Source organism: Candidatus Doolittlea endobia (genome assembly GCF_900039485.1).
Classification (GTDB): Bacteria; Pseudomonadota; Gammaproteobacteria; order Enterobacterales; family Enterobacteriaceae; genus Doolittlea; species Doolittlea endobia.
The window spans coordinates 329519-343061 of the sequence record NZ_LN999833.1 but is presented as its reverse complement, the minus strand read 5'-3'; the positions used below and the strand labels follow the sequence as shown (position 1 = coordinate 343061).

The window sequence follows — 13543 nt, the reverse complement described above, 5'->3', positions numbered from 1 at the left end:
TTGCACAGGTCTTTATTTATGTCGTTTATCAACTGGGTAATATCGGCATAACAGGTAAATTTATTTCCGAAGTAAACTGCAACTCATCGCGTACTAAATTGATAGCTTCTCTGTTGTTAACCTGCTTTCCACTGGTTATGACAGATCGGGGAGAGGCGCTAGACATGCGCACAAGCACTTACCGGATTAAATCAGTTTTAGCGCTCGTAATTCAATTTTCAGATAAGCGTAATAGATCGGCGCCGCTACTAATCCTTCCAGACCGAACGCTGCCTCCAAAATAAGCATTGTAAGCAGTAGCTCCCAAGATTTAGCATTGATACGGCTACCGACGATCTCGGCATTGAGGAAATACTCCAACTTATGGATCAAAATGAGGTACAGCACCATCACTCCACCTACACTTAAGGAGATGGAGAGCGCTGAAATGATAATCATGAGATTAGAAATAAGATTACCGACAATCGGCAGTAGGCCGAAGATAAAAGTGGCCACAATCAGCGTTTTACCTAACGGAAGATGAACGCCGAAAAGCGGAAACAGCACCAAAATCATCATCGACGTCAAAAGGGTATTGATCAGCGATATTTGAATTTGGGCAAAAACAATATTGCGAAACGCCTCAGAGAGATAATACAGGCGCTTTAGTAACTGCTGCGTAAAATAAGTGTTACGACCTGATGGGTTATTTAAAGACACTACCGCGCCGATAATAAGACCGATAAAAACGGTTATCAGTCCGTGCAGAAAAGAACGGCCCATATTTCGGATAATAATTAGATTAGACTCAACTAAAGTAAAAAGTTGATCTTTTAGTTCTTCTGCGTTTCCGGGAAAGAATGATGGAAGATAATCAGGTATTCGGTTCTTCACGTCGGAAAAAATACAGTTGATTTCGGTGGTAATATCAATACCGCGCTGGATGTCAGAGGTCAAGAAGCTTACCAGGCTCACGATACTCAGCGTCATTACAATAACTACAAATACAGCAATCAGCGTTACAACAACCAAACGTGCACGGACACTACCCACTAGACGTTCAAACCATGGAGTCAGGGAAATAATTACCTCATACCCTAGAAAGCCAGCGATAAAGCAGGGAAATAAATGTAGCGGTATTATCAGTATGATAAAAAGAAACATTAACAGGTAAGAGGTTGCTTTTAGCCATATCTCACTTACGCTCATTCTTCTTTCCTTTTATTACTAACAGATTTTTCGTTGTGTGAATAGCAAACAGCGTAGGTGATAATCATAGCACCAACAATTTCAACTGCAGTGTCATCGTTCCCATAAAGAGCAAGATAATCACTTACACTGCGTGTGGTTGTCACGCCGTTAGGTTTGGCTTTCGCCATTGCCGAAAGCGTTATAGAATTAATAGTCGGAGGAAAATCTTAGGCCGATAAGAACAATGATCAAATTGTTCACCGTGGCAACGGCCGTGTTGCAATGCGTTACAAAAAAGAAATCGAAGTAATGATTAAATCGGTAGACATTGTAGCTTAACCAGTAAACTGTCAGTTCCAGTCCAACGCAGAGAATCTGATAGACTAGTTCTACAAATAGCGTTTTCACCATTGTCTAGCATGCTAATAAAACAGACGAAATATATGGTAAAATCAACATAATTCGCTGTAATAGTCATGCAGCATCAGAAACTAAATGTTATACCGTATCTATGTTTGAAAACATTCCAGTTTATTTTACTATTACGGTGCTCAACCAGACATATATCAGACTATTTTCGATATAGTCATAAAAGTCTTTGAATAAAGGCATACTGCACAAGTATTAAGAGCGGTTTTCATGGGCTAACGAAAAACATTACTTACCTTCTTAGACACAACAAAAGTGGCTATACATTTTAAGTGTCGCTATTAAAAGATCTCGATTTTGTCTGGATTTTGCTAGAAAAGCCACACTTTGATTGGCAATTCCTCATTAAACGAGCCGAAAAACAAGACATAAAACCTGTAAAAAATATGGAAATTAATTTCCATGCTGTTTAATGCATTTAAAAAATTATGTTAAAGCAGATTGCTGGTAGCATATGATGATTTATATACGCAGCGCATGGAAAATTGCGCTTTTATATCTAAAAGTGCACAATAAACGAATTCTTTCTCATTTTTTTGAGAGCGAAAAACATGAACACTATAAAAATTACTGTTAATGAAACTTAACCTGATTAACTAAAGCCACAATAGTGGTATACTTTCGTAAGATATAACGCTATTTGGATAGCGCCCTTGCTTCCTGTCGGAAAACAAATAAGGCAGTATCGCGAAGGATAATAGATTGTTTATTGCGTTTTAAATCCTAGGCTATTTCTAGAATGGAACGTTTTTCTATACAGTACGTCCTGAATACGTCTTGACGGTGCCTAAATTGCCCATGCAATTCTTTAACTCGTTGCAAGACTGTCACTTTGTTTCTGTCGTACCGTATAAATTCCTAATCATGATCAAAGATTTAGCGGATTACTATAGTCAATAAAAGGTTAGCGCGAATTCAATAGCTCTTATAAACAAACGCTTGCCACGCTGTATAACCCATGCTGATCAACAGCGAAGGTCTTGCAGTGACCGACGAAACTTTTTTCAATTACAAAGACGCAGGCGTGGATATTGATACTGGCAACGCATTAGTAAACCGTATTAAAAGTGTTGTGAAGCAGACTACGCGTCCAGAAGCAATTTGGGTATCAGGCGGCTTCGGCGCCCTATGCGTTCTTCTAAAGAAGTATCACGAGCCGATTATAATGTCAAGCACAGATGGCGTCGGGACTAGACTGCGTCTATGGATTTAAAACGCCACGATACTATCGGTATTGCCTTGATGGTAATGTGTGTGAATGGCCTAGTGGTTCAGGGCACTGAACCACTATTTTCCCTTTATTATTATGCTACCGGCAAACTAGATATTGATACCGCTTTTGCGGTGATAACCGGTATCGCCGATGGCCGTAAACAGTCTGGCAGCGCGCTGGTCGGTGGAGAAACGGCAGAAATATCAGACATCATCGACAGGTGCAAATGCAAGCTGGCGATACCCTGCTGACCGTGGCCGCAAGTGGCCTGCACTCCAACGGTTACTCACTTGTACGTAAAGTTTTATCTTTCAGTAAGACTGACTCTGAACAAATGCAGATCAAAGGCAAATCGCTAGCGGACCGTTTGTTATTGCCGACGCGTATTACGTCAAAACGGTTTTATCTCCTATCACGCAGATTATAGTACATGCTATTGCATATTTGACTGATGGTGGCTTTTGGGAAAAATCCCAAAGTTATTCCGGCTGGTATCCAGGCAGTGATTCATGAAACAGCTGGCACAACTATTTTCCACTGGATACAGCTAGCCGGCAATATTAGCCACTATGAAACGTACCGTTACTTTTAATTGCGTTCTTGGCACGTGCCCTCGGATAGCGACGACAAAGCGCTAGCTACTATCTTGGCTGATCTTGGCAAAACTGCTTGTGCACTCGACTACATTCAGGTTGCTAACAAAAAGTATCAGGATAATTATTCGCTAATGAAACACTTAATTGCATTGATTACGGACGGTTATAAAGGCGCCGTCCTGATCGATAGTGATCCACCGGCAATTAGAGCATTCTTGTCGGTTTGATACATATTCTCCGCTACCTTTGTCAGGCAGGATATCAATTTCGCTATCGAGGCGGATCATACATCGGACCATCTTCGATCTAGCAATAAATGACTCTAAATGCAAAGATATTGTAGGAGTGTATAGCATTGAGCGTAATGCTGAAGTTATCGTCTGCTATAAGAGAGGCAAGCATTGCTCTGGTGCAGTAATCTTTAGTACTTGTTTTCAGGTATTTGCCCTCAGAGCCGAGGGCAAAACAAGCGACAAAATCAAAAGAGTTTTTTAGCCGTTTCCAGAATTTCGCTGCGGAAAGGGCGTTTCATATTTTCAATGGTATAGACGATATCGTGATGTACCAGTCGCTCATTTTGCACGCCGACACAACGGTCCCCGTAGCCTTGCAGCAGCAGCTCAATAGAATAGGCACCCATGCGAGAGGCTAAAATACGGTCGTAAGCTACCGGGCTGCCGCCGCGCTGAATGTGCCCAAGTACAGTGGCGCGAGTTTCTCGTCCCGTCTCATTTTCAATATACTGTGCTAACTCAGTAACATTACAGATGTGTTCGGTAATTGCGACAATGGCGTGTTTTTTCCCTTTAGCGATACCTGCTTTAATTTCGTAGACCAGGTCTTCCGGTTTGAATTTTACTTCAGGCAATATGATAAATTCACAGCCACCGGCAATAGCGGCTGACAGGGTCAAATCGCCACAATACCGGCCCATAACTTCGACAATAGAAATACGTTGATGTGATGTAGATGTATCACGCAGCCGGTCGATGGCCTCGATAACAGTTTCCAACGCGGTAAAGTAGCCAATAGTATAATCTGTGCCAGCCACGTCATTATCAATCGTGCCCGGCAGACCAATACAGGGAAACCCCATTTCGGTTAAACGCTTTGCGCCCATATAGGATCCATCACCGCCGATTACCACCAGCGCATCTAGATCACGCTTGGCTAAGTTTTCAATCGCGATAGCGCGAGTACCTTTCTCTCGAAATTCCGGAAAACGCGCAGAACCTAAAAAAGTGCCGCCGCGGTTAATCATATCTGAAACGCTATAACGGTCCAGTTTCGCAATACGATCCTGAAATAGGCCGAGGTATCCGTCATAAATTCCGTAGACTTCCAGGCCTTCAAAAAGTCCGGCCCGTACTACGCCCCGGATGGCTGCATTCATTCCTGGTGAATCACCGCCGCTTGTCAGTATACCAATTTTTTTAATCATGACCACCTCTGAACTTTAGGATACTGCTTGTAGAACATACGTATGTTTATTACTGCTTTTCCTACCCGGATGTCGGAGTCTATGAAGACAGAGCAGAGCGAACCGCTAAAGCTAAATTGATTCATGTCAGGCCACTTTCATTACTTACCTAATAAATACTTCGTCTGTAGATTTTATCATACTGTAAAATGTGCATGGTCGCTTCTGATTTAATGCAACTTTCATAGTTGCTCCTATAAAAAAACTTCGTTTTCCTTAATCGCTGATTGCGTTCTTGGGAATAAAGGTATTATATACATTTTGTATATATTACATTGAAAATGTTATACTGTCAGTGAAACCCTTAGACAACATTAACGTAATGGCACTATTATCTCCGAAACGTGTAGTGCCGATGTATTGCAATTAATTTTAAAAATCGGCCTAGTATGCTTTGTATATAGTGATACATACCTTAATTTTGAAAAACAAATAATTTTAGTCGTCATGACTTATATTTTCTAATCGTGGTGTATTAGAATACATCATACAATTATCATGGGTTATAAATCCTTCTATTTTTAATATGCACATGGCGAAGATCGATGTCGTTGTAGTGAAGGCAATGGCATACAATGTGATGTCATTCAGCATTGAAAACTCAACACTGCTTCTGCAGGCTGTATTTGGGTCAAACATACACTAGATTATCTTCGATATGGCAATGCATGGTTTCTAGACAAGGAGTTGATTGTAGATCATCTGCTGGGCAACCGAGGCTGTAAAAGTGATTAAATTTAATCAAGCCGGAGCACAGCGTAGATTGTTACTAAAATCCATAGTATCTATCTATTGCCGATATTATTTGCTTTCAAAAGTAGAAATAATGCATGGTAAGATCATTAATTCTAAAAAAACGAGCAATAGCTGCCCTAAAGTGGTCACGAACCATAAGCCGCACGCGGACTATGTCTCGGTCAACATGCCTCCGAGTCGGAGAAGTCGCTATGCTCATCTATTTTGATGGCTGCTATACATCGTTTATGTGCACAGGCGACGCTTTTGAGATTACCAATTCAGAAATGGTGAAAACGGTCAAGATTCTTGGTACTAGCAATTAATTAATGGTATTAATTAACATATGCTGCTCGGCAGGCTTAAGATATAATGCGACTGCAACAATTACGATAATCTTAAGTTCGCCTGTACCTGTCTGTACCTGCACCTGCCATTGGGCGTTAGCCCTTATATTCTGTAAGGGGAAAATAATAACTGGCGTAGCACGCCAAATGATATCGAAAAGGCGCGTGAGTATTTGGTGATCGTCAAGGCAAGTCTTATATAAGAAACTGGGTCGTATTATCAGTTTTACTACCCAAAATTTAGGTATCGCGTGGTAGGTCAGTACAGAATAATTCCTTATTATCGGATTGCCAAAATATCTGCCATTGCGCGTGATCCTCACGCGCTGCACCTTCCCAAGTTACGAAGACATTCAACGCCGCAATTAGTTGATCGTTATAAAACAGTAGTGGTGTGCGACTACGCCGCCATGGAGGGATGTGCAGTTCTTGCCAGATTTTTTTCAATGTTCGGCCTCGGCGCCTTCCTACAATATATAATTTACCATGCACGGGACTAAAACGCACCGACACTCGTTCACCAGGAAATGGTGCGCGCACAATAGTCAGCAACGTTGCTGTGCTACCAGTATTAACCTGGCGTCGATAGAGTTTGCCCAGACCAGATGGCAACACAAGATGTGCGCTTTCCCATGGCCAGGGAAAGACAGCCTTACTGTTTGTAAGCGGCGGGAAACACGGCACGATATAAAGATGATCGCGAAAGCGCCGAACAAGACAGCCGTCAAGTTTCAATTGTGCAACCGCATCGCGTCGACTGAGCGCGACTTCTTGCCATAGGCGAGATAATTGCGCCCTTGTAGGCATTTTTACGCCGAGACTCTTCAGCCAACGACGTAACAAGGCTGCTCGCTTGCTTCCGTGCATCGTGGTGAGCGCCGTCAAGCGTAACGACCCATCTGGTTCGATGAGACCGGCCAATGTTTCCGATAGCAGTTCATCGAGAAGCTGTTCTTGCTCGGCGCAAAGCTGCGCGCTGCGAGATAAAGCGTTAGCAAACTTCGGCCAGCGCTGCCGCAAAAGTGGCAAGATGCGCAGACGTAAAAAGTTTCGATCGAAACGCAGATCAGTATTGCTGTCATCCTTAATCCAGTGCAACTTGTCCGCCTTGGCATACGCCTCTAGCTCCCACCGACCAAAGCCCAGTAATGGGCGCACTAGACGATGTCCTAAATATGGCGCATCTGCCGCCATTGACGACAAACCGGCAGGCCCGCTACCGCGTTTCAACGCCAACAGCAACGTTTCTGCTTGATCGTCCTGATGTTGAGCGGTAATCAACACTTCATCCTGTGTCAGCGCCGCCGCTAGCGCCCCATAACGCGCGCTGCGCGCCGCCGCCTCAATGCCATCCGACGTAGCGTCAACAGTAACATGTATTGCAGTAAATGTGACATTAAGCCGATGACATTCCTGCGCACAATGCGCAGTCCATTCATCTGCGTGGCGGCTCAAGTTATGGTGGATATGTACAGCCCGCAGCGCCAGGACGTTATCACCACCTTGGAAGCCATCGCCATCGCGTAACGCAGCGAGGGCATTCAGCAATACCGTAGAATCTAGACCACCACTGAATGCCAGAAGCAAAGATCGGTAAGGCGCGACGCAGGCAACGACGCGACGGCGTAACATCTGCACTTGATTGGCGTCAGGTTCCATGTAGTCCTAGCTGGCATTGATCGAGCTTGGTAAAGTAAGTAAATTTGCGGATTGATTTACATCATCTTGCCAGCGACGCTAGCGAATCAATAAGCGCTGCAATGGCCGACCAAACAGTATTGTTGCGTCGGGAAGAGACATCAACAACTCTGCAAAGTTTTGCTACGCACATAATTGCTCGCGATAACAGCAATACAGCAACATCTAGTGTAGGCTAAGCATATGTTAAGGTTTTCGTTTTTATTTGGTTATTAACGTGACTAATGTTGTAGTTATTTCAGCGTTGATTTTACAATCTGTATGTTAATTTAAACGCGCTGTGTAGGCCAAACTTATCGCTGTCCCTACAGCTCTCTTCCTCTAATCATTTCTTACAATAACCGCATTCGGCATTGATCACTATTGCTCAATTGAGCACTGGAGATATCAGTTTAACATCCGGACAATATTGACAGATTATGATGCGAGTACGTCAATTTAAGAAATGCCACTCTATCTGATAAGTATATTTTTGTTTACCATATCGCTAGTTTACTCAAACAAGACTTTATGAACAAGCCATGTATCAGTTATATAAAAGGCTACATTAAATTTGTTTAACAGTGTTACCGCATGAATTAAAGACAGACACTGGTTGCTTTTTAAGCAAAAAATAAATGAAAATAAGTAGGCCTACACTTTAAATTTGATTTAAACACTCATCATACTGCTATAGTTTTGGTGTTATTTCTTTGTAGTGACACTGATAAAGTTTGATGTAACACGACATTATGCACTCAACACTACATCAGCAAGCTGTGTTTGATAACGTTCTAGCTGCATTATAGAATACCATATAAAGACCACCACCTGAATCAGATGCCTATATAATAACGATACGGCGCTGCCGTGTAGTAGCTCGAATATGTTCTATACATTCATTCTCTGTCCTTGCTTAAGCTATCAGTTATAACGCTCCGCACGAAGAAAAAGCCTTTTAAAATTCTAGGAGAATGTATCTTCACCGGTTTCTAAGTCGCAATTATTGTCTCGGCAATGTCAGCCTCATTACGCTAATTTCCGCAGTAAATATGTCTATGCAGTTTCAGCTTCCAAGGTGGAGATATTGTCCATTTTTCTTGGTTAGGCATGCGCATAAAAAAGCACTACAGGCGAGCAGAATGGTAGCCATCAACTTGCTGTTGAATAAAGTCTTTCGATACCAAAAAGACACTGGTAAGTTATTGCTGCGCTTATCTAGCACTATTCCGTTTCCTCACTAACGGTCTGACACAAACCCGCCGATTAGGTAGCCTAGCAAATGTTTCTGCTTAAGCAATCGACCTCCGGTCCACCTATAAAGGACCTTGGCTGATTTTTAGCGGTGGAGCTAAGCGGGATCGAACCGCCGACCTCTTGCATGCCATGCAAGCGCTCTACCAGCTGAGCTATAGCCCCGTACCACGATGTCGCTTCCGGTAAATGAGAAGCATGGTATAACCACCAATATACTCTGTCAACGCTAAATATACCATAGCCGGCAAATCAGGCTTGATCGGTGTTTCCTCTCGCTCGGCAGGCAATATAATCCAACGCCTGGATGATACGTGCTAAACAGCGCGATTTACCTATGGCATACGCGGTGATGTCAAGAGCAGGAGATTGGCTGACGCCGGTAATTGCAACGCGCAAGGGCATACCGATTTTATCTATACTAACCTGAAGTGCCTCGGTTGTTTGCTTAATAGCCGTATGTACTGCAGCAGGCGTCCATTCAGTGAGCGAAGCCAGATTAGCATGTACCGTCTCCAGAGCCGGAGCTGCTGCCTGGCATAAATACTTCTTGCTCACATTAGAATCGAATTCGCTAAAATCTTCGTAGAAATAGCGACAGCTAATCGCTATCTCTTTTAGCGTTTTGCAACGCTCACCTAGTAGCTTGACAAGCACCGCTAATTTCGGTCCAGTGCGAGTATCAATTCCCTGTTGCTTTATATGCCAGGCTAGATGTGTAGCAACATAACTGGCCGGTAGATGATTAATGTAATAATGATTCAGCCATAACAACTTTTTATTATTGAAAGCACTGGCGGACTTGTTCACCGCCTCAAGGCTAAAGAGCTGTTTCATCTCGTCGATGTTGAAAATTTCCTGATCACCGTGTGACCATCCTAGACGAACCAAATAGTTCAGCAGCGCTTCCGGTAAAAACCCCTCATCGCGGTACTGCATAATCCCTACCGCACCGTGGCGTTTGGACAGTTTTTTGCCATCATCGCCTAAGATAGTTGAAACATGAGCATAAGCCGGCACTGGTGCTCCAAGCGCCTTAAGGATATTAATTTGGCGCGGCGTGTTACTGATATGGTCTTCCCCACGGATAACGTGAGTTATTGCCATATCAAAATCGTCAATCACCACGCAGAAATTGTAGGTAGGGGACCCATCGATTCGGCGGATAATGAGATCATCCAGTTCCTGATTGCTAAATTTAATAGGCCCACGGATTAAATCATTAAACATCACCGAGCCATTCTGCGGGTTGCGAAAACGTACTACGCAGGATTTATCGTCGACGTGATATGCATGGCTATCGCGGCAGCGGCCGTCGTAGCGCGGTTTTTCGTCCCTGGCTATCTGCTCTTTACGCAACGTTTCTAGCCGTTTTTTGGAGCAATAGCAGCGATAAGCTGTTCCATTAGACAGCATATCATCAATAACTGCGTTATAGCGGACGAAACGTTTCGTCTGGAAGTATGGACCTTCGTCCCAATCCAGGTTGAGCCAATTCATACTATCTATAATGGCATCAACCGCCGGTTGCGTAGAACGATCAAGATCGGTATCTTCTATGCGCAGTACAAATCTTCCTCTAAAATGGCGGGCAAATAACCACGAGTAGAGCGCGGTACGCGCTCCACCGACATGTAAATAGCCGGTTGGGCTTGGCGCGAAACGAGTTTTAATTTTCATTACCTGCATTGTCTCTATTATGCAAGGCGAACAAGTCCTCGCCCATAACAAAGTGAGTAAATAGTCTACCGCTTGGGAGCGTATTTTCAATACCCGTCCACATCCGGTAGGTTTTTGTTCAGGAAAGATCACCAAGATGACTCAATTTAATACGAATACATAAAATTCGAGGGGGAAAATCGTTGACTCATTTCTGTGGTTCCTTATAATGTAACTTCATACAGCAGGGGTGATTAGCTCAGCTGGGAGAGCACCTCCCTTACAAGGAGGGGGTCGGCGGTTCGATCCCGTCATCACCCATCGTTCTAATATTTTTTGAAAGTGGGTCGTTAGCTCAGTTGGTAGAGCAGTTGACTTTTAATCAATTGGTCGTAGGTTCAAATCCTGCACGACCCATCCTTTTTATTTTTGTCTTCATTATTAATGATTTGTCGCTACGTAACTACCTCGATACTGTCAGCATTGCTATTGTTATGTGCTGTGCATTTAGATTTATTGAGGAATTAAACGATTGTCTAATTATTCTTAATGAGACGCGGTAGGTGCAGGCTAGCTAATATTGGTAAACAGGCACTGCATTAGTATTATAGAATGATCATTGGGCTCTATTACAAAACGTTATCTAGACATAACTGACACTGAGGCTTGATCTGGCACAGCCGCGCTAGCGGCGGTCATCAAACAATGCTTGAGATATCAGCTTATTATTGATACGATCTAGTAACATGTATATCTTTTATTCGCGCTAGATAATATCATTATACCTTTTCGTTTATCTTTGTCCACGGTGCCGATAATTAACAATTTTAATCAAAAAATAACGATAAATTCTCCATATAGGATGGGTTTCTCTATAGACCTGGTTGGTAGCATCATTTACAATCCACGCTACTTGGCCCCTTAGCTCAGTGGTTAGAGCAGGCGACTCATAATTGCTTGGTCGCTGGTTCAAGTCCAGCAGGGGCCACTATAGTTCATGCCGCATTAGTAGTTGTTGTCATGATTATACAGTATCCCTGCATCCAGACGATTCTCTGGTATAGAGAATACTAAGTTGATCGCTTCGATAACAAAATGAGTATAGAAGATGCAGCAAGGATGATAAATTAATAAATTTAAGTCACTATCGATAATATAAGCCAGCAGTTGCTGCAATAAAGAACGCGGCTATTTTCAACAGTTAAGATGAAAATGGATTAGCATTTTATTGGGACCTGTAAACAGTATCATTTACCTCGCTATCCTTAGCCTTCTGTGCCGAAGTGGCGAAATAGGTAGACGCAGTTGATTCAAAATCAACCGCCTTGTGGTGTGCCGGTTCGAGTCCGGCCTTCGGCATCATCCGAACATCAATAGATGTTAATAAATATTTACAGAAATCTGCAATAAGCACTTCGTCATGTGATTTGCCATTTAAACCAACTTAACTTTTAAATGACTAAAGCATGGCTAGTTTATACGGTTTTATTAAAATCAACGGATAAGCGGTATTACTTATAATTTACATACTCGCATTGAACATCTTAGACTGGTTTGCTATTTCTTCTTCCCCCTTGCCAACCATTAATTATTTTAAACTCGGAGACCGTTTGACGCTATTCTCCTATAAGATTTTCAGAACGCTATTAGCGCCTTCAACCTGTTTGACATAAAGTGTAATCTATAGCGGTATGCGGTATAGCGTGAGCTGCTCGATTACTGTACCGTGCAGCTAAGAAAGTTAGTAAAGTTAGGTCGTCAATATTACAAGCTAGAAGAGTTTTAATGCTTATGGATTAAAGTAAACATAACCCAGTCAAAAAAACAAAAAAAGTGAATTCTACATGACAGTCAGACAAAACACTTAGGTAAACTGATAGGGTAAGGTGTTCCTTCATAAAGCACGGAGGATGGCTGATGTTGCGGCGATTTTTGAGCATTGCGGAATCTTCTAACAGCTGCGTCCTTTGTATTTATTCTAAGGTATTAATATAGAACAAAACCGTTCGGTAACGTTCTATACTTGCGTATAGCAATAATTTTCATTCTGTTGCATCAGAACAGCTGCAACCAGTAGACCGAGGCGAAAGCACTTCATGAAAATTAAGATAATCTGATGTTTTCATTTTATACGAATCATTAAGTCATTTTCGACGCGAAATTACAACCACAGAACTCACCAGTCCTATCGTCAGAAGTGCTAACGGCAGCAGCATTAAACATAACATCACTTCTTCTTCATAATGCTGAAAGACAGGCGTTTTTCCAAGGATGAACCCAATCAGCGTCAAGATAAAAACCCAAAGGAAAGCACTGATCCAATTGAAAAATTGAAAATACGTACTGCTCAGGCCAGATAAGCCTGCAATGGTCGGTAGTAGGGTGCGCACAAATGCGATAAAGCGACCGATCAGCAAAGCTGAAAACCCATGACGATAAAACATTTGGCGCGCCCGTTGATGATAACGGGCTGGCAAATGGATCAACCAGCTTTTTACTACCCGGTTGTTTTCCAGCCATTTCCCCTGTAGATAACTTACCCAACTGCCCAGGCTAGCGGCGACAGTAAGAAGTACTAAAACAAAAGGAAAATGCAGCGTCTCCTTAGCACTCAGCACACCGAGTAATATAAGTAAACTATCTCCGGGTAAAAAAGCAGCGGGCAAAAGGCCGTTTTCCAAAAAAAGGATGACAAACACTAGAAAATAAATAGCCCAAATCAAACTTGGATCTGAAAGTGTTTTAAAATCTTGCTGCCAGAGGGCGTGCAACAGTGCCTTAAAAATATCCATCTTGTATTCTCAACCAATGACGGCACGCTTCTTTTTCTGAGCCGGAGAAATCTTTCCTGCATTTGAAGCAGGAGATAAACTGCCCATAATGCGAAGGTTGGGGAAAAGTGTCATATACCCGTCCAATGGTCTTGTTATGCATCTTTTTTTTAAAACAAATTGGAAAATTCATTTTGTTAGCACATTTCTGC

At 42.6% G+C, this 13543-nt stretch carries 7 protein-coding genes, 5 tRNA genes and 1 pseudogene; 6 read left to right on the top strand and 7 right to left on the bottom strand.

Going from position 1 to position 13543, the window contains the following annotated elements; all coding sequences use genetic code 11:
* Positions 1 to 186: 186 nt before the first annotated feature.
* Both A4A68_RS01215 and A4A68_RS03470 read right to left on the bottom strand, forming a co-directional pair.
* The gene (locus A4A68_RS01215; RefSeq protein WP_067565652.1) at positions 187 to 1188 is read right to left on the bottom strand and encodes an AI-2E family transporter; all 1002 of its coding nucleotides are present in this window, start codon (positions 1186 to 1188) and stop codon (positions 187 to 189) included.
* Positions 1185 to 1358, bottom strand: a complete 174-nt coding sequence (locus tag A4A68_RS03470; protein WP_158648174.1) for a hypothetical protein — start codon at positions 1356 to 1358, stop codon at positions 1185 to 1187. The genes A4A68_RS01215 and A4A68_RS03470 overlap by 4 nt, the downstream gene beginning before the upstream one ends.
* A gap of 1226 nt (positions 1359 to 2584) precedes the next feature.
* Between A4A68_RS03470 and A4A68_RS03200 the strand changes: the two are divergent.
* A pseudogene (locus A4A68_RS03200) lies at positions 2585 to 3417 on the top strand (phosphoribosylformylglycinamidine cyclo-ligase); the annotation flags it as partial.
* Between the two features lie 2 nt (positions 3418 to 3419).
* Positions 3420 to 3635, top strand: coding sequence for a hypothetical protein (locus A4A68_RS03085; RefSeq protein ID WP_158648173.1), 216 nt, complete (start codon positions 3420 to 3422; stop codon positions 3633 to 3635).
* 251 nt (positions 3636 to 3886) lie between these two features.
* Here A4A68_RS03085 and pfkA read toward each other — a convergent pair whose 3' ends face one another.
* The 4 genes from pfkA to gltX all read right to left on the bottom strand — a co-directional run bounded on the left by pfkA (position 3887) and on the right by gltX (position 10581).
* Positions 3887 to 4849, bottom strand: a complete 963-nt coding sequence (gene pfkA / locus A4A68_RS01205; protein WP_067565649.1) for a 6-phosphofructokinase — start codon at positions 4847 to 4849, stop codon at positions 3887 to 3889.
* A gap of 1361 nt (positions 4850 to 6210) precedes the next feature.
* Positions 6211 to 7629: a tRNA lysidine(34) synthetase TilS gene (gene tilS, locus A4A68_RS01200; RefSeq protein WP_067565646.1), complete on the bottom strand. Its 1419-nt coding sequence runs from the start codon at positions 7627 to 7629 to the stop codon at positions 6211 to 6213.
* A gap of 1364 nt (positions 7630 to 8993) precedes the next feature.
* Positions 8994 to 9066 (bottom strand) — tRNA-Ala (locus A4A68_RS01195).
* A gap of 87 nt (positions 9067 to 9153) precedes the next feature.
* Positions 9154 to 10581, bottom strand: coding sequence for a glutamate--tRNA ligase (gltX, locus tag A4A68_RS01190; protein ID WP_067566536.1), 1428 nt, complete (start codon positions 10579 to 10581; stop codon positions 9154 to 9156).
* A 227-nt stretch (positions 10582 to 10808) separates the two neighbouring features.
* Here gltX and A4A68_RS01185 point away from each other — a divergent pair.
* From A4A68_RS01185 to A4A68_RS01170, 4 genes are all read left to right on the top strand, one after another.
* Positions 10809 to 10881, top strand: a tRNA-Val gene (locus tag A4A68_RS01185).
* Positions 10882 to 10904: 23 nt separating this feature from the next.
* Positions 10905 to 10977, top strand: a tRNA-Lys gene (locus A4A68_RS01180).
* Between the two features lie 498 nt (positions 10978 to 11475).
* A tRNA-Ile gene (locus A4A68_RS01175) sits at positions 11476 to 11548 on the top strand.
* 289 nt (positions 11549 to 11837) lie between these two features.
* Positions 11838 to 11919, top strand: a tRNA-Leu gene (locus tag A4A68_RS01170).
* A 785-nt stretch (positions 11920 to 12704) separates the two neighbouring features.
* On the opposite strand, the gene A4A68_RS01165 is transcribed toward A4A68_RS01170, so the two are convergent.
* Positions 12705 to 13352, bottom strand: a complete 648-nt coding sequence (locus A4A68_RS01165; RefSeq protein WP_067565643.1) for a DedA family protein — start codon at positions 13350 to 13352, stop codon at positions 12705 to 12707.
* Positions 13353 to 13543: the final 191 nt, after the last annotated feature.

Coding starts and splice junctions, on each gene's coding strand:
- A4A68_RS01215 (WP_067565652.1), bottom strand. CDS start 1,188: ATGAGCGTAAGTGAGATATGGCTAAAAGCAACCTCTTACCTGTTAATG.
- A4A68_RS03470 (WP_158648174.1), bottom strand. CDS start 1,358: ATGGCGAAAGCCAAACCTAACGGCGTGACAACCACACGCAGTGTAAGT.
- pfkA (WP_067565649.1), bottom strand. CDS start 4,849: ATGATTAAAAAAATTGGTATACTGACAAGCGGCGGTGATTCACCAGGA.
- tilS (WP_067565646.1), bottom strand. CDS start 7,629: ATGGAACCTGACGCCAATCAAGTGCAGATGTTACGCCGTCGCGTCGTT.
- gltX (WP_067566536.1), bottom strand. CDS start 10,581: ATGAAAATTAAAACTCGTTTCGCGCCAAGCCCAACCGGCTATTTACAT.
- A4A68_RS01165 (WP_067565643.1), bottom strand. CDS start 13,352: ATGGATATTTTTAAGGCACTGTTGCACGCCCTCTGGCAGCAAGATTTT.